The 15623-nt window shown below is 67.1% G+C and carries 15 protein-coding genes; 5 read left to right on the top strand and 10 right to left on the bottom strand.

Translation table 11 applies throughout. From position 1 onward, the window contains the following. Nucleotides 1-5 precede the first annotated feature (5 nt). Both OU682_RS00695 and polA read right to left on the bottom strand, forming a co-directional pair. Nucleotides 6-926: a cation diffusion facilitator family transporter gene (locus OU682_RS00695; protein ID WP_268940140.1), complete on the bottom strand. Its 921-nt coding sequence runs from the start codon at nt 924-926 to the stop codon at nt 6-8. Then, a complete protein-coding gene (gene polA / locus OU682_RS00690; RefSeq protein WP_268940139.1) occupies nt 926-3724 on the bottom strand; it encodes a DNA polymerase I in 2799 nt (932 codons plus the stop codon). Before polA ends, OU682_RS00695 begins: the two co-directional genes overlap by 1 nt. Before the next feature lie 95 nt (nt 3725-3819). Between polA and OU682_RS00685 the strand changes: the two genes are divergently transcribed. Continuing rightward, nucleotides 3820-3981: a DUF2256 domain-containing protein gene (locus OU682_RS00685; protein ID WP_268940138.1), complete on the top strand. Its 162-nt coding sequence runs from the start codon at nt 3820-3822 to the stop codon at nt 3979-3981. Here the strand turns inward: OU682_RS00685 and OU682_RS00680 are convergent. Further along, a complete protein-coding gene (locus OU682_RS00680; RefSeq protein ID WP_268940377.1) occupies nt 3978-4169 on the bottom strand; it encodes a zinc-finger domain-containing protein in 192 nt (63 codons plus the stop codon). The genes OU682_RS00685 and OU682_RS00680 overlap by 4 nt on opposite strands. Before the next feature lie 151 nt (nt 4170-4320). On the opposite strand from OU682_RS00680, the gene OU682_RS00675 reads away from it, so the two are divergent. After that, entirely contained in the window at nt 4321-5244 is a 924-nt protein-coding gene (locus tag OU682_RS00675) for an ABC transporter ATP-binding protein (protein WP_268940137.1), read from the top strand. 4 nt (nt 5245-5248) lie between these two features. On the opposite strand, the gene OU682_RS00670 is transcribed toward OU682_RS00675, so the two are convergent. Together OU682_RS00670 and OU682_RS00665 are read right to left on the bottom strand one after the other, a co-directional pair. Then, a complete protein-coding gene (locus OU682_RS00670; RefSeq protein ID WP_268940136.1) occupies nt 5249-5632 on the bottom strand; it encodes an HIT domain-containing protein in 384 nt (127 codons plus the stop codon). 15 nt (nt 5633-5647) lie between these two features. After that, nucleotides 5648-7222, bottom strand: a complete 1575-nt coding sequence (locus OU682_RS00665; protein WP_268940135.1) for a DUF5928 domain-containing protein — start codon at nt 7220-7222, stop codon at nt 5648-5650. A 134-nt stretch (nt 7223-7356) separates the two neighbouring features. Between OU682_RS00665 and OU682_RS00660 the strand changes: the two genes are divergently transcribed. After that, nucleotides 7357-8175, top strand: coding sequence for a sulfotransferase family protein (locus tag OU682_RS00660; RefSeq protein ID WP_268940134.1), 819 nt, complete (start codon nt 7357-7359; stop codon nt 8173-8175). Nucleotides 8176-8191: 16 nt separating this feature from the next. Here OU682_RS00660 and dps read toward each other — a convergent pair whose 3' ends face one another. The 5 genes from dps to OU682_RS00635 all read right to left on the bottom strand — a co-directional run bounded on the left by dps (nt 8192) and on the right by OU682_RS00635 (nt 13143). Beyond that, the gene (gene dps, locus OU682_RS00655; protein WP_268940133.1) at nt 8192-8665 is read right to left on the bottom strand and encodes a DNA starvation/stationary phase protection protein Dps; all 474 of its coding nucleotides are present in this window, start codon (nt 8663-8665) and stop codon (nt 8192-8194) included. Nucleotides 8666-8818: 153 nt separating this feature from the next. After that, nucleotides 8819-9052 (bottom strand): acyl carrier protein, encoded by a 234-nt coding sequence (locus tag OU682_RS00650; RefSeq protein WP_089387089.1) that lies wholly within the window; start codon nt 9050-9052, stop codon nt 8819-8821. Nucleotides 9053-9210: 158 nt separating this feature from the next. Further along, on the bottom strand, nt 9211-9948 hold the full coding sequence (gene fabG / locus OU682_RS00645) for a 3-oxoacyl-ACP reductase FabG (protein WP_268940132.1): 738 nt from the start codon (nt 9946-9948) through the stop codon (nt 9211-9213). Between the two features lie 132 nt (nt 9949-10080). Continuing rightward, nucleotides 10081-11007, bottom strand: coding sequence for an ACP S-malonyltransferase (fabD, locus tag OU682_RS00640; protein WP_268940131.1), 927 nt, complete (start codon nt 11005-11007; stop codon nt 10081-10083). A 204-nt stretch (nt 11008-11211) separates the two neighbouring features. Then, complete coding sequence (locus OU682_RS00635) at nt 11212-13143, bottom strand: potassium transporter Kup (protein ID WP_268940130.1); 1932 nt, start codon at nt 13141-13143, stop codon at nt 11212-11214. 141 nt (nt 13144-13284) lie between these two features. Here OU682_RS00635 and OU682_RS00630 point away from each other — a divergent pair, with 141 nt between their 5' ends. Both OU682_RS00630 and OU682_RS00625 read left to right on the top strand, forming a co-directional pair. Then, a complete protein-coding gene (locus tag OU682_RS00630) occupies nt 13285-14019 on the top strand; it encodes a CDP-alcohol phosphatidyltransferase family protein (protein ID WP_268940129.1) in 735 nt (244 codons plus the stop codon). Next, nucleotides 14016-15590: an alkaline phosphatase family protein gene (locus OU682_RS00625; RefSeq protein WP_268940128.1), complete on the top strand. Its 1575-nt coding sequence runs from the start codon at nt 14016-14018 to the stop codon at nt 15588-15590. The genes OU682_RS00630 and OU682_RS00625 overlap by 4 nt, the downstream gene beginning before the upstream one ends. Nucleotides 15591-15623: the final 33 nt, after the last annotated feature.

Genomic DNA, 15623 nt, shown 5'->3' with positions numbered 1-15623 from the left:
GCATCCTACGGGTGGTCATGGCTCTTGTGATCCGCGCAGCTTTCGGGCGGCTCGATCTCGATGGTGGCGTGGGGGATGCCGAACCTGTGGGCCAGCATCTCCTTGGCGGCGCGGGTGACGGCAAAGGGATCGCCCTCCGGCACCACGAGATGGACCGAGGCCGCGGTGCGTTTCTCGTCGATCTGCCACAGGTGCAGGTGATGGGCATCGCTGACGCCGGGAAGCGTGCGCAGCGCCGACAGGACGCCCGCGGGATCGCTGCCGGCAGGCGCGGCCAGCATCAGCATCCGCAGGACCGGGCCGATCTCCAGCCCGATATGCCACAGGATCACGGCAGAGATCGCCATCGTCAGGATCGGGTCGGCCAAGTTCCAGCCGAAGGCCCAGATCAGCGCGCCACCCAGGATCACCGCGACCGAGACGCCCGCATCGGCCAGGTTGTGCAGGAAGGCCGCGCGGATATTCGCGCTGTCCTTGGCCGCGCGCCAGACCAGGGCGGCAGTGGCCAGATCGACCACCAGCGCGAAGGCGGCCAGTCCCATGACCAGCCCGCCCGCGACCTGCGGGGGATCGGCAAGGCGGCCAAGCGCCTCGATGGCCAGCCACATCGATATGGCGATCAGCGCCAGATAGTTGACGAAAGCCGCGACGATTTCCGCCCGGCCCCAGCCATAGGACCAGTCGGGCGTGGCCGCCCGCCGCGCCAGCCGGCGCGCGCCGAAGGCCAGCACAAGCGCCAGCGCGTCGGACAGGTTGTGGATGCCGTCCGCGATCAGCGCCGTGGAATCCGCCGAATAGCCGCCGACGATCTGCGCGGCGGTCAGGGCCAGGTTGACGACCACGGCCCAGCCGATGGCACTGTCGCCATGGTGGTGGTGATGGTGACCATGACCATGCCCGTGCGAATGGCCGTGGGAATGGGCCATCAATGCGCCTCGGCCCAGTTCAGCCCGTATCCGGCATCGACGACCAGCGGCACTGACAGGCTGACAGCGGGCTCGGCGGCGCCCTCCATGACCGCGCGGGCCGTGGCGGTCAGGTCGTCCACGGCATCCTCGCGCACCTCGAAGACCAGTTCGTCATGGACCTGCAGCAGCATCCGGGCGGGCAGATGCGCGATCGCGGCGGGCATCCGGATCATCGCGCGACGGATGATGTCGGCGGCGGCACCCTGGATCGGCGCGTTGATCGCAGCACGCCGGGCGCCGCCCGCGGCCGGGCCGGACTGGTTGATGCCGGGCGTGTTGATGCGCCGCCCGAACAGGGTGCGCACGCTGCCATCCGCCTTCGCATCGGCCAGCGTCCGGTCCATGTAGGCACGGATTTCCGGGAAGCGCTGGAAATAGGTGTCGATGAAATCCTGCGCCTCGGCCCGCGGGATGCGCAAGTTGCGCGACAGCCCGAACGAGGAAATGCCGTAGATCACGCCGAAGTTGATCGCCTTGGCGCGGCGGCGAATCATCGGATCCATGCCCTCGACAGGGACGCCGAACATCTGGCTGGCGGTCATGGCATGGATGTCGATGCCTTCGCGGAAGGCCTGCTTCAGCGCCGGGATGTCCGCCACATGGGCAAGGATCCGCAACTCGATCTGGCTGTAGTCGAGGCTGACCAGCCGGTGCCCCTCGGCGGCGATGAAGGCTTCGCGGATGCGGCGGCCTTCCTCGGTGCGGACGGGGATGTTCTGCAGGTTCGGGTCGGTCGATGCCAGCCGCCCGGTCTGCGCGCCCGCGATGGAATAGCTGGTATGGACGCGGCCCGTGTCCGGGTTCACGAAGGTCGGCAGGGCGTCGGTATAGGTCGATTTCAGCTTGCTGATCTGCCGCCAGTCCAGGATCCGGGCGGGAAGGTCATGGCCTTCGGCGGCCAGGTCCTCCAGCACGTCGGCGCTGGTGGAAAAGGCACCGGTCTTGCCGGTCTTGCCGCCGGTCATGCCCATCTTGTCGAACAGGATCTCGCCCAGCTGCTTGGGGCTGCCGATGGTGAACTTCTGGCCTGCGAGGGCGAAGATCTCGTCCTCCAGCTGCGCCATCTTCTGGGCGAAGGCACCCGACATGCGGCGCAGCACCTCGGCGTCGATGCGGATGCCGGCCATCTCCATCTCGGCCAGGACGGGGACCATCGGGCGTTCGGTCAGCTCATAGCTGGTGGTGACGCGTTCGATGGGCAGCAGGGGCGCGAAATGGTTGTAAAGGCGCAGCGTGACCTCGGCATCCTCGGCGGCATAGGGGGCTGCCTTGTCGATGGGCACCTGACCGAAGTTGATCTGCGACTTGCCCGTGCCGATCAGGTCCTTGATCGGGATGCACTTGTGACCCAGGTAACGCTCGGCCAGTTCGTCCATGCCGTGGTTATGCGTGCCCGCGTTCAGCGCATAGGACATCAGCATCGTGTCGGCGAGCGGCGTCATGCGGATGCCGTGGCGGGCAAGGATCTTCCAGTCGTATTTCAGGTTCTGGCCGATCTTCAGGATCGCCGGATCCTCCAGCAGCGGCTTCAGCGCCGCCAGAACCTGATCCAGCGGCAGTTGCCCCGCGACAAGGGCGGACTGGCCGAACAGGTCGTCGCCGCCCGCCACATGGCCCACGGGGATGTAGCAGGCGCGGCCGGGCGCCACGGCCAGGCAGATGCCCACCAGATCGGCCTGCATTTCGTCAAGCCCGGTGGTTTCCGTATCGATGGCGACCTGCCCGGTGTCGCGGATCGACTGGATCCAGCGATCCAGCCCTTCGCGGTCGGTGACGGTTTCGTAAATCGCGCGGTCGATCGGGGCCAGGTCGGGGGCGGCAGGCGCTTCGCGCGGCGGGGCAGAGACGACGGCGGGGGCCTCGGCCCCCAGCTTCTCGGCAACCCGGGTGGTCAGGGTGCGGAACTCCATCTCCGACAGGAAGGTCAGCAGGGTCGGCGCATCGGGCGCGCGCACCTCCAGGCTTTCCAGCGTGAAGTCCAGCGGCGTGTTGCAATCCAGTTCGACCAGCCGCTTCGAGACGCGGATCTGTTCGGCATGATCGATCAGGGTCTGGCGGCGCTTGGGCTGCTTGATTTCCTCGGCGCGCGCAAGCAGGCTTTCCAGATCGCCGTATTCGGTGATCAGTTGCGCAGCCGTCTTGATGCCGATGCCGGGCGCGCCCGGCACGTTGTCCACCGTATCGCCCGCAAGCGCCTGCACGTCCACCACGCGGTCGGGCCAGACGCCGAACTTGGCGAAGACCTCGTCGCGGTCGATGGCCTTGCCCTTGATCGGGTCCAGCATCTGCACGCCATCGCCGACCAGCTGCATCAGGTCCTTGTCGCTGCTGATGATCGTCACCGACCCGCCCGCATCGCGCGCCTTGCAGGACAGCGCCGCGATGATGTCGTCGGCCTCATAGCCCTCGGTCTCGATGCAGGCGATGTTGAAGGCGCGGGTGGCGTCGCGGGTCAGCGGGAATTGCGGGCGCAGATCCTCGGGCGGCTCGGGGCGGTTGGCCTTGTAGGCGTTGTAGATGTCGTTGCGGAAGGTCTTGGACGAATGGTCGAAGATCACCGCCGCATGGGTCGGCGCGTCGTGGCCCCGTTCGTCGCTGACATATTTCCACAGCATGTTGCAGAAACCGGCCACGGCGCCGACCGGCAGCCCGTCCGACTTGCGCGTCAGGGGCGGCAGGGCGTGATAGGCCCGGAAGATGAAGGCCGATCCGTCGATCAGGTGCAGGTGGTGGCCCTTGCCGAAGCCGTCGCTCATCGCCATGTTCCTTTCCGGTTCCGGCCCCGGTTCTGGCATGATCGCGCCGCGGTTTCCAGACGCGCCTTGGCCCCGGCGGAACGCAAGAGGTGGCAATGCCCAGGATGGTTCGCAAGGGCGATCTGCCCAGCAAGATCTGCGCCTGCTGCGGGCGTCCCTTCACCTGGCGCAAGAAATGGGCGCGGGACTGGGACCAGGTCCGCTATTGCTCGGACCGGTGCAAGGGGACGAAGGCCCCCTGCCCCGCCAGGCCCTAGTGGTCGTCGCCGTGGGCGTGGTCGCGGTCGATCACGAAGCGCTTGTCGCAATAGCCGCAATCGACAAAGCCCGTCTCGGGCGAGATCGCCAGCCAGACGCGCGGATGGCCCATGCCGCCCGCGTCGTCGCCGTCGCAGGCGACCTTCCAGGTGGTCACGACCTGGGTCGCGGGGGCAGGCAGCTTCAGCTCGGACAAATCGGTCTGTTCCGTGGACAGCGAGTTTTCCGGGATCACGTATTGCGTCATGGCTGGCCTTCTTGTGGCGGCGGGCATCATCTGGTCTAACGCCTGATACCGCAGCGCCGCCTGCCTTCGCAAGCCGTCGGGGATCAGACCCATGCCGAACGCCATCGAGATCACAGGGTTGCGCAAGACCTATGCCGCCCAGGGAAACGCACCCGCCAAGGAGGCGCTGAAGGGGATCAACCTCGCCATCCCGGCGGGCAGCATCTTCGGACTTCTGGGGCCGAACGGGGCGGGAAAGTCCACGCTGATCAACATTCTGGCCGGGCTGGTCAACAAGAGCGCGGGCAAGGTGACGATCTGGGGCTTCGACCAGGACGTGAATCCGCGCCAGTCGCGCGCGGCCATCGGGGTGATGCCACAGGAACTGAACATGGACCCGTTCTTCACCCCTCGCGCCAGCCTCGAGGTTCAGGCGGGCCTGTATGGCGTGCCGAAATCCGAACGCTGGACGGACGAGCTGCTGGAGCTGGTGGGCCTGACCGACCAGGCGAATGCCTATGCCCGCAACCTGTCGGGGGGCATGCGCCGCCGCCTGCTGCTGGCCAAGGCCCTTGTCCACCGCCCGCAGATCCTGGTCCTGGACGAACCCACGGCGGGCGTGGACATCACCCTGCGCGAGATGCTGTGGCAGAATGTCCGGGCGCTGAACCGCCAGGGCATGACCATCATCCTGACCACGCATTACCTGGAGGAAGCCGAACAGATGTGCGACGAGATCGCCATCATCAACCATGGCGAACTGGTGGTGCGGCAGGACACGCGCAGCCTGCTGTCGCGTGCCGACGGCAAGACGCTGGTGCTGGACACGGGCGGGCGCGTGGCCCTGCCGCCGCTGCCGGAAGGCGCGCATCCCGAATGGCGGGGCGACGGGCGGCTGGCGATCAGCTATCCCCCGTCCCGGATCCGCGCCGACCAGTTGCTGGACGCTCTGCGCGGCGCGGGCATCCCCATCCTGGATGTCGCGACCGAGCAGCCGGACCTGGAGGACGTGTTCGTCGAGATGACGCGCGGCTGAGCCGTCAGCCCCGAAGGCTGACCATCGGCCCCATGACCCGGCCGCCCATGATGTGCAGGTGGTAATGGGGAACCTCCTGCACGCCGTGGGGACCCGCATTGGTGATGGCGCGGAAGCCCGCATGGCCGTCCTCCAGCCCCAGGCCCTCGGCCTTGATCACCTCGGCACAAAGCCGCATGAAGCCGGCGATCTCGGCATCCGAGGCATTGGCTGCGAAATCGTCGAAGCTGACATACTTGCCCCTGGGGATCACCAGCACATGGCTGGGCGCCTTGGGGTGGATGTCGCGGAAGGCCAGGGCGTGGTCGTTCTCGGCCACGGTGTTGCAGGGGATCTCTCCGCGCAGGATGCGGGCGAAGATGTTGGTGTCGTCGTAAGCGAAGGCCATGAAGCGGTCCTGTGGTCAGTCGGTAAACAGATGCGGCGTTTGCGCCAGATCATGCGCGATGGCGGGGGAAACATCCAGAAAGCGCGCGATCGCCTCGGCATTGGCGGCAACGGTCCTTGCGGGGGCGATGCTGTCGAACTGCGCGAAGTCCATGTCGCGCAAGCGCTCGGCCTCGTGGGCCAGGTCGCCTGCGACGACGGGCAGCAGCTGGTCGATCACCACGTCGGGCGTGCCATCGGCCGCAAGGCCGGTGCGGCGCATGTGGCCGCGCAGATAGGCCTCGTCAAAGTCGCTTTCGATGAACAGGATCCGCGTCTCGGCCCGATCCGCGGCGAAATCCGCGATCAGGGCCAGGGCGGAAGGATCCAGGCACAGGACCAGCCGCCGTGCGCCGAATTCGTCCAGCAGCAACCGGACCAGCGCCCGGCGGTGCCGTTCCCGCTTGGCCACGGTCGAGGCGATGCCCCCCAGATCCGGCAATCCCGCATCGCGTTCATTGAAGACATAGTCCACCGCCGCGATGTCGGTCAGCGTCCTGATGGCCGCCGTCAGCCGCTTGGCAACATGCCATTTCTTCGAGACGACCAGGCAGATCACGTGGTTCCGCGACATGCCCTTGTCTTCCCAGAAGCGGGGGGCGAAACGGCGGCCGACGCGGCCGCGCCCGGTCAGGAAGCGGAACAGGCTCGGCGCCTCGTTCGAGACGGCGAAGCCGACCCCTTCGGCCAGCCACAGCGCGCCCAGCCTGGCCCGCAGGTCCTGCGCCTCGGCGCTGATCTTGCGCGCGAACAGGTAATCCTGGCGGATCAGCAGGTCGTAATGGTCGTTGTAGAAGGTCACCGGCATGCCGTAGTCGGTGAACATCAGGCAGGTGGGCGAGCGGCGGCATATCTGGTCCTTGGGCACCAGATGGGCAACAAGGGTCTGGAAGAAGGTCTCGTCCGGAATCCAGGTCGTGCGGAAGAAGCGCACCAGGTCGGGCCGCCCGTCGATCAGCGCCAGGATCGCCTCGACCGTGTGGCGGCGCAGGCACCACCATTGCGATCCGATCATGATCTGCAGGCCCCGGGGAAGCTTGCGTTCAAGCCCCAGCCGTCGCTGCGCGTTCATGCTGGCATAGAACAGGGGCTTGTTCTTCCGTTCGTTGAACCAGTGCCGATAGATCAGCCGTTCCGCCTTGATGCCGGTCTTGATCCAGTCGCTGTCGAAGAAATCGAAGGCCTCGACATAGTCGCAGTCGTCGCCGTCCAGGAAGGCGCGCGCATATTCCGCCGACTTGATCGGCATGCAGTCGCCCGACAGCATGTAGAAATGCGTGGCCTCGGGAAAGCTGCGCTCGGCCTCGCGCAGGGCCGACAGGGTCGCGGCCACCAGCGACCATTCGCCCCAGCCGCACCGGAAACGACGGGGCGCAAAGGCAACGCCCGGCTCATCCGCCAGCGACTGCCGGATCAGGCGATACTCCTCGGCGGGAGCGCTGCGGTCATAGTGGATGACGACATGATCGCCGGTCGCCGTAAGACGCCGGGCTTGGTCCACCACCCCTTGCGGATCCTTGTGCGTCAGCAGGATAAAGGCGATGCGGGCCATGGGGGCGCAAATTCCCGGTCAAATGCTGCAATGTCGCACAGGCGTTCAAATCTTGCGCCTGCCCTGGTTTCTGTGTGTAAACGCCTTGGACGTGTGCCGGCAAGGCGGGCTGCAATTCTGGAGAATGGGTGACAATGGGCTTTCCCGGTGTCTGGATGACCGAAAGCGAAAGCATGATCTATCGGGTGGTGCCGAAATGCGCCTGCTCGACCATCGGGCAGATCATGTTCTATTCCGATCACGGGCGTTTCTTCGACGGCGACATCCATGATTCCACCGCCGGCCTGCACAAGTGGTCGCAGGAAAACAGCAAGCCGCTGATCGATAATGCGGTCAAGCGCCACGAGGCCGTCACGTTTACCTGCGTGCGCAACCCTTATGCCCGTATCCTGTCGTCCTTCTTCGACAAGATCGCCGGGATCCAGCGCAACGGCCGGCGCTATCGCGGCAATCTGGTGCCGCAGCTGGCGCAGCGCTACGGCATCGACGTGGGCAGCCAGGAAAACGGCTTCGACTTCGACCAGATCGCCAGCTTCCGCCGCTTTCTGCTGTTTGCCCGCGACACCATCTGCTGGCGCCGCCCGATGGAGCCCGACATCCACTGGTCGGCCATGTCGGGCCATATCGCCACCTTCATCGCCAATGGCGGTCGCTACGACCGGATCTTCTTTACCGAGGACTTCAACGCCGGCATGGCGCAGGTGCTGGGCTCGACCAGCACGCCGGTCCCGGTGGATCTGGCCGATGTCCCGCGCTTCAACGAATCCGAAGGGCACGGGCCAAAGCGCGCCCACAAGGTCAGCGCCTATTTCGACGACCTGTCGCGGCACCTGGTCTGGGAAATCTACAAGGACGATTTCCAGCTGTTCCGCTATGACTTCGACGATCCCGACAACAAGATGCCCACGGGCGAGGTCGACCTGGACGAGGTTCACGCCAAGCTTGGGCGCTGATGCCGCATGGCAGCCATCACTCCAGATGGCTTTCCATGAACCACAGGTCCTTGTCGACCGTGCGCGAGGCGGCGGTGAAGATGTCGGCGGTATCGGCATCCCCCGCCTCGTCCGTGGCGTCGATGGCCAAGCGCAGCTTTTCGCCATGTTCGCGGTAGCGTTCGCACAGCGCCCGGATGTGATCCTCGGCCTTGGCCAGATCGGTCGGGTATTCCTGCAAACCGCTGGCAACCGCCACCTTCTGCGCCGTGCCGACGGCCACGCCGTCCAGCTGCTGGACGCGTTCCGCCATCACGTCGATATGCTCGCGCAGGTTGTTGTGGACGGTGTCGAACAACTCGTGCACGGCGATGAAGTTGCGGCCCTTCACGTTCCAATGCGCCTGCTTGACCGCCAGCGCCAGCGCGATTGAATCGGCCAGTCGCTCGTTCAGTTCCGAGATCGAGGTCTTGCGGGCGTTATCGGTCAGGCCCCTCAGTTCGACAGCCATGATCGGCTCCTTTTTCCATTCCATGTTGCACGATCCAACGGCGGGCTGCCGCGCGTGGTTCCGGCATGGCGTCCATGCAGGCCAATGGAAAACGGCGCCCTTGCTGGTGCAAGGACGCCGTCTGGATGGTGCCGTCAGTCGGCGGGATGCGGATCAGACCGCGCCCTTGATGAAGGTCACCGCGTCGCCGACGGTCTGGATGGTTTCGGCGGCGTCGTCCGGGATCTCGATCCCGAATTCTTCCTCGAACGCCATGACCAGCTCGACGGTGTCGAGGCTGTCGGCCCCCAGATCGTCGATGAACGAGGCGGATTCGACCACCTTGTCCTCTTCGACGCCCAGATGCTCGACCACGATCTTCTTCACGCGATCAGCGATATCGCTCATGTCACATCCTCATTCTCGCGGGCATCCGCCCAATTTATCCGCGAATACGTGATCCGCTTCGGCACAGGGCGGTTTCCCTGCTGCTCAAGGCGGGGATATAGCACCCGCCTGCCCTGTTGCAACCGCTTTTGCGTTAAGACGCCGCCGTTCCGGCAGGCTCAGACCATCGCCATCCCGCCGTTCACATGCAGCGTGGCGCCGGTGACATAGCCCGCCTCGGGGCTGGCCAGATAAAGGACCGCCGCGGCGATCTCGGCCGGGCTGCCCATGCGGCCGGCGGGGATCTGGCCCAGGATCTTGCCCTTCTGCTCGTCGGTCAGCTTGTCGGTCATCGCCGTCTCGATGAAGCCGGGCGCCACGCAGTTCACGGTGATGCCGCGGCTTGCGACCTCGTAGGCAAGCGACTTCGACATGCCGACCAGCCCGGCCTTGGCGGCGGCATAGTTGCCCTGCCCCGGATTGCCCGTGGACCCCACCACCGAGGTGATGTTGACGATCCGCCCCCAGCGAGCCTTCATCATGCCGCGCAGCGCCGCGCGCGACAGCCGGAAGACGCTGGTCAGGTTGACCTCCAGGACCTGCGCCCATTCCTCGTCCGACATGCGCATGAACAGGTTGTCGCGCGTGATGCCCGCGTTGTTGACCAGAATATCGACCGAGCCCATGGCCCCCGCGGCATCCTTGATCAGCCCGGCGGCAGCTTCGGGCTCCGACAGGTTCGCAGGCACCACATGCGCCCGCTCGCCCAGCCTGTCGGCCAGTTCCCGCAAGGGCCCCTCGCGCGTGCCCGACAGGGCAACGGTGGCGCCCGCCGTGTGCAGCGCCTCGGCAATGGCGCCGCCGATGCCGCCCGATGCGCCCGTCACCAAAGCCGTCTTGCCTGTCAGATCGAACATGCCCGTTCCTTCTTCTTCATCCAAATATCCTCGGGGGTAAGAAGCGCCCGGAAAAAGGTCCATTGGGCCTTTTTCAGCGACGAACGCCTGCCGCCCCGCCGGCAGGCTGGGGGGCAGCGCCCCGGTCCGCCCTCAGCCCTTCAGCGCCACGATATCCGCAGGCGCGCCGACATTCCTGACCGTCACGTCCTTGGCGATGCGCTTGATCATGCCCGACAGCGCCTTGCCCGCGCCGATTTCCCAGAACTCGGTCACGCCCGCCCCGGCCATGTTGGCGATGGATTCGCGCCAGCGCACGGTGCCGGTCACCTGTTCGACCAGCAGCCGGCGGATCGCGCCGGGTTCCGTCACCGCCTCAGCGCGGACATTGGCGACCAGCGGCACGGCGGGGGGCTGGATGTCCACGCCCGCCAGCGCATTGGCCATGACCGCCGCCGCGGGCTGCATCAGCACCGAATGGAAGGGCGCCGAGACCGGCAGCATCAGCGCCCGCTTGGCGCCGGCTTCCTTCATCGCGGCCGCGGCGCGCTCCACCGCCTCCTTGTGGCCCGAGATCACCACCTGGCCCGGATCGTTGTCATTAGCGGCCTGCACGACCTCCTCGCCCGCGACCTCGCGCGCGATATGATCCACGGTGGCGAAGTCGAGCCCAAGGATCGCCGCCATCGCCCCCTGCCCGACCGGCACCGCCTCCTGCATGGCCTGGCCGCGCAGCCGCAGCAGCCGCGCCGTATCCTCCAGCGTCAGCGCCCCCGCCACGCAAAGCGCCGAGTATTCCCCCAGCGAGTGGCCGGCCACGAAATTGGCGTCCCGGATCGTGATGCCCTCGGATTCCAGCGCCCGGAACGCCGCGACCGAGGTCGCCATCAGCGCCGGCTGCGCGTTCTGGGTCAGCGTCAGCGTCTCGATATCCCCGTTCCAGATCAGGTCCGAGAGCTTTTCCCCAAGCGCCTCGTCCACCTGCTCGAACACCTCCCTCGCAGCCGGATAGACCTCGGCCAGTTCGCGCCCCATGCCGACAGCCTGCGCCCCCTGGCCTGGAAAGACAAACGCGCGCATGTGGGGCCTCCTCGGGTGGTTTGGGTTCAGGAGGGATAGCGCGGATGGGGGTGGGGGTGCAACGGGGCGACAACCAGGTCGCCGGTCTTCCGCCAGACCGTTCGGCCCGCCACCCGGCCTTTCCGGCCCAGCTTCCAACCCCCGCAGTGCGAAAAACCAGCGATTACCGCCCTTGCAGGCTTTCAACGGGGGCGGCTCATCCCCTCAGATATTCTTCTGCTGCCCTAGTTCCACCACCCGGTTCGACGGCAGGCGATAATAGTTCGTCGGCTCGGAGGCGGAGCGGTACAGCCGCACGAAGATGCGGCTCATCCAGTGGGGCATCAGGTTGCCCTTGCCCGACCGCAGCGTTCGGCGGTTCAGGAAGAACGAGGTGGACATGATGTCGAACTTCAGGCCCTGGCGCTTGGCCTCGGCCAGGGCGCGGGGGACGTTCGGCTGCTCCATGTAGCCGAAGGACAGCCAGGCCCGCCAGAAGCCCGGGGCGACGCTTTCCAGGCGCAGGCGCGCATTCTCGGGGACGCGGGGGGTGGTGGCGCTTTCCACCTTCACGATGAGGTTGCGCTCGTGCAGGACACGGTTGTGCTTGAGGTTGTGCAACAGCGCGGGCGGGGCCACCATGGGATCGGCGGTCAGAAAGACCGCCGTGCCCGGCACGATGACCGGGGGCGATTTCGCCAGCTTGCCGGCCAGCAGGTCCAGCGCAATGCTTTCGGTGGCCAGCTTTTCCTGAAGACGGCGCATTCCCTCGACCCAGATCACCATCATGCCGACGGCCCAGGCGGCGAAGATCAGCGGGATATAGCCGCCGTCCAGCAGCTTCATCAGGTTGGCCGAGAAGAAGATCAGCTCGATCCCCAGGACCGGCACCATCACCACCGCGACCAGCGGCCATGTCCAGTTCCAGGCCCAGCGGAACACGATGATGGCCAGGACCGAGGTGATCACCATGTCGCCCGTGACGGCGATGCCATAGGCGCTGGCAAGCCGCGCCGACGAGCCGAAGGCCAGCACCAGCGCCACGACGCCGACCATCAGCACCGCGTTGACCTTCGGCAGGTAGATCTGCCCCACCTGCAGGTCCGAGGTATACTTGACGTGCAGCCGGGGCAGCAGCCCCATCTGCACGGCCTGCGCCGCGACGGAAAAGGCGCCCGAGATCACCGCCTGCGAGGCGATCACCGTGGCCGCCGTGGCCAGGATCACCAGGGGCACCAGGAACCATTCGGGCGCCATCAGGAAGAAGGGATTGGCCACCGTTTCAGGATGGGCCAGCACCATGGCGCCCTGGCCCAGATAGCTGAGCGCGAGGGCCGGAAAGACCAGCACGCTCCAGGCGGTGCGGATCGCGCTTCGGCCGAAATGGCCCATGTCGGCATAAAGCGCCTCGGCCCCCGTGACGGCCAGGAAGACCGAGCCCAGCACCGGCATCGCCGCCATGCCGTATTCGATGAGAAAGGTGGCCGCCCGCAGCGGGTTCAGCGCCTGCAGGATGCGCGCGTCATCCGCGATGTGGCTGATGCCCAGCACCGCCATGGTCGAGAACCAGAGCAGCATGATGGGGCCGAACAGCCGGGCGATGCGGTCGGTGCCGCCGCTCTGGACCCAGAACAGGACGACCACGATCACCACCGTGCCCGGCACCACCCAGGGCTGGAAGTCCGGCTGGACCAGGGTCAGCCCCTCGACCGCCGACAGGACCGAGATCGCGGGGGTGATCATGCTGTCGCCGAAGAACAGCGACACGCCCAAGATTCCCAAGAGCAGAAGCAGGCGCCGGCGCCGCGCATCGGGGCCGACCTTCAGCGCGCCCTGGGCCTTGGCGACCAGCGACAGAGTGCCGCCTTCGCCGTTGTTGTCGGCCCGCAGGATCAGGATGACATATTTTATCGTCACGATCAGGACCACTGTCCAGAAAAGCAGCGAGACGATGCCGATCACCGAGGTCTCGGGCATGCCTTCCTCATGCGCATGGACAAGCGATTCCCGCAGCGCATAAAGCGGCGAGGTGCCGATGTCGCCATAGACGACGCCCAGGCAGGCCAGCACGAGCGCCGGCGTTAGTTTTGACGGGGTATGGGGTTCAGGCGCATGATCCGCCGCAGAGGGGCTGGTTGCGGCTTCTTCGCTTGCCATTCCGGCACTCCGACTGCGATTCCGCGGTGGTATGCGCCCGATGAAGGTGCGGTTCAAGAAATATCTATCACCGCAACGCCGCGGCACACAGCGCTTTTTAGAACCCATTGACGCAATGCGCGCCTGCCCTAGGCTTCCGGGATGCGCAAGTCTTCGCCTGTCCCAAAGCTGCATCCCGCCGTGCCGCCGGCAACCATCGGAACGGCCTTTGCGCTGTCGGCAGGGATGGCAGCGGTTCTGGTGTGGCCGACAGCGCAGGCGCTTGGCGCAAGGGGGACCACGCAGGCAGCGGCGGCGGCGGGCTTTCTTCTGGCGGCGGCGGGCATCGGGATCCTGATGCGGCGGCATTATCCCCACCCCCGCATGGGCGCCTGCAACATGGTCACCCTGCTGCGCACGGCCCTGGTCTGCGCCCTGCTGGCGCCGCTTGCGGATGGCAGAGGGGCGGGATGGGCGGTGGCGGCGGTGGCCATGGTGGCCCTGGTGCTGGACGGGGCCGATGGCTGGCTTGCGCGCCGCGCGGGCCTTGTGTCGCGATTCGGCGCCCGCTTCGACATGGAGGTCGATGCCGCCCTGGCCCTGACCCTGTGCCTGCACGTCCTGGCCGGCGCGGGCCCGGGACCCGAGGCGTTGTTCCTGGGCCTGGCCCGCTACGCCTTTGTCGCGGCCGGGCTGGCCCTGCCCTGGATGCGCGCCGACCTGCCGCCGCGCTTCCGGCGCAAGGTGGTCTGCGTGCTGCAACTGGCAATGCTGATCCTGCTGCAAACCCCCTTGCTGGCCCAGACACCGGCGCTTTGGCTGACGCGCCTGACCGTTCTTGCGCTGCTGTGGTCCTTCGCCACCGACATCCTGTGGCTCTGGAGACGGCGCGGATGACGCCATCCTGGCCTCGCCTGCTGGCGGCGATCCTGGCGATCCATGCCGTGCTGGCGCTGCCCATCGCGCAGGGATGGTCCGGCGGGGCGATGCTGATCGTGGCTGCCGAACTGCCGGTGCTGATCCTGGCCCTTGCCTGCCTCGGCGTTGCGGCGCGGGTTGCCGCGACCGTGGTCCTGTGGCTGCTGGCCCTGCAGAAGCTGGCCGACCTGGTCATGGCCCATGTCCTTGGCAGGCCCTTTGACGCGGTCGCGGACCTGCCGCTGGTCAGGGCGGGTTGGGATCTGGTGTCGGGCGCCTTCGGCACGCCCGCAGCGGTTGCCGCCGCGGCCGTTGCCGTGGCGCTGGCCTGCGGGCTTGCCGCGGGCCTGTGGTGGGCCTGCGGGATTCTGGCCGGGTTGCGGCCACGGCAGGCCATCTTGCCGGTTACGGGTTTGGCGGTCCTTGCGGCCATTCCCCTGGCCATGGGGTTCCCGGGCGCCAGGAACTGCGCCTATGCCGTCCGGAAGATCGCGGAAGCCCGCCAGACGCTGGCCGATCTGCAGGACCTGCGCGCGGCCGGCGCCCATGACCCTTTCGTGGGAACGCCCGGCTTGCTGGAGGCGATCGACCGCGACGTGATCGTGATCTTTGTCGAAAGCTATGGGCGGGCCAGCTTCGATGCGCCCCTCCATGCCTCGCGGCATCTGGCGACCCTGCAGCGGGCCCAAGCGCGGCTTGGCGCGGCGGGTCTTGCCATGCGGTCGGGCTTTGTCGCGGCGCCGACGCAGGGCGGGCAAAGCTGGCTGTCCCACGCGACCTTCGCAAGCGGGCTGTGGATCGACGACCAGATGCGCTATCGCGCGGTCCTGGCCAGCGGGCGCGCGGGGCTGTTCCACCATGCCCGCCGCGCGGGCTTTCGGACGGCGGCGGTGATGCCCGCGATCACCCGGCCCTGGCCCGAATCCCGGTCCATGGGCTTTGACAGGATTCTGGCCGCCGCCGACCTGGGTTATCGCGGAAAGCCGTTCAACTGGGTCACGATGCCCGACCAGTTCACGCTGGCCGCCACCGACCGGCTGCTGCGCGCAGGGCCCGGCCAGCCGCGCCTGTTCGCCCAGGTCGCGCTGATCTCGTCCCACGCGCCCTGGGTGCCGGTGCCGCGCCTGCTGGACTGGGACCGGCTGGGCGATGGCCGGGTCTTCGACGCCATGGCGGCCGAGGGCGACCCGCCGGCCGTCGTCTGGCGCGACCCCGACCGCGTCCGGCGGCACTATCGCGATGCCCTCGACTACAGCTTGAACACGGTCGCGGATTATGCGCTGCGCCATGCCGCGGATCCGCCGCTGCTGATCGTGCTGGGCGATCATCAGGCATCCCCCGAGATCGCGCTGGACGACCGCCGCGATACCGTGCTGCACCTGATCGGCCCGGCGCATCTGGTGGACCGGGCCGCCCGCTGGGGGCTGGCTTGCGGGCTGATCCCGCCCGGGGGCAGCATGCCCTTGCCGATGGACCGGCTGCGCGACCTGATCCTGGGCAGCTTCGGCAAGGACGGGCCCAGGGACAGGCCGGTCGCCACGCCCTGCTAGGCCGCAAAAGAAAAAGGGGCCTGCCCGGCCCCT

Source organism: Paracoccus benzoatiresistens (assembly GCF_026913015.1).
Lineage (GTDB): Bacteria > Pseudomonadota > Alphaproteobacteria > Rhodobacterales > Rhodobacteraceae > Paracoccus > Paracoccus benzoatiresistens.
Note: the sequence above shows the minus strand (reverse complement) of the source record. Positions and strands in the feature narration are given on the sequence as shown.

Excerpts from the sequence above, each read along its gene's own strand:
- OU682_RS00695 (WP_268940140.1), bottom strand. The coding sequence starts at position 926 with ATGGCCCATTCCCACGGCCATTCGCACGGGCATGGTCATGGTCACCAT.
- polA (WP_268940139.1), bottom strand. The coding sequence starts at position 3,724 with ATGAGCGACGGCTTCGGCAAGGGCCACCACCTGCACCTGATCGACGGA.
- OU682_RS00685 (WP_268940138.1), top strand. The coding sequence starts at position 3,820 with ATGCCCAGGATGGTTCGCAAGGGCGATCTGCCCAGCAAGATCTGCGCC.
- OU682_RS00675 (WP_268940137.1), top strand. The coding sequence starts at position 4,321 with ATGCCGAACGCCATCGAGATCACAGGGTTGCGCAAGACCTATGCCGCC.
- OU682_RS00670 (WP_268940136.1), bottom strand. The coding sequence starts at position 5,632 with ATGGCCTTCGCTTACGACGACACCAACATCTTCGCCCGCATCCTGCGC.
- OU682_RS00665 (WP_268940135.1), bottom strand. The coding sequence starts at position 7,222 with ATGGCCCGCATCGCCTTTATCCTGCTGACGCACAAGGATCCGCAAGGG.
- OU682_RS00660 (WP_268940134.1), top strand. The coding sequence starts at position 7,357 with ATGGGCTTTCCCGGTGTCTGGATGACCGAAAGCGAAAGCATGATCTAT.
- dps (WP_268940133.1), bottom strand. The coding sequence starts at position 8,665 with ATGGCTGTCGAACTGAGGGGCCTGACCGATAACGCCCGCAAGACCTCG.
- OU682_RS00650 (WP_089387089.1), bottom strand. The coding sequence starts at position 9,052 with ATGAGCGATATCGCTGATCGCGTGAAGAAGATCGTGGTCGAGCATCTG.
- fabG (WP_268940132.1), bottom strand. The coding sequence starts at position 9,948 with ATGTTCGATCTGACAGGCAAGACGGCTTTGGTGACGGGCGCATCGGGC.
- fabD (WP_268940131.1), bottom strand. The coding sequence starts at position 11,007 with ATGCGCGCGTTTGTCTTTCCAGGCCAGGGGGCGCAGGCTGTCGGCATG.
- OU682_RS00635 (WP_268940130.1), bottom strand. The coding sequence starts at position 13,143 with ATGGCAAGCGAAGAAGCCGCAACCAGCCCCTCTGCGGCGGATCATGCG.
- OU682_RS00630 (WP_268940129.1), top strand. The coding sequence starts at position 13,285 with ATGCGCAAGTCTTCGCCTGTCCCAAAGCTGCATCCCGCCGTGCCGCCG.
- OU682_RS00625 (WP_268940128.1), top strand. The coding sequence starts at position 14,016 with ATGACGCCATCCTGGCCTCGCCTGCTGGCGGCGATCCTGGCGATCCAT.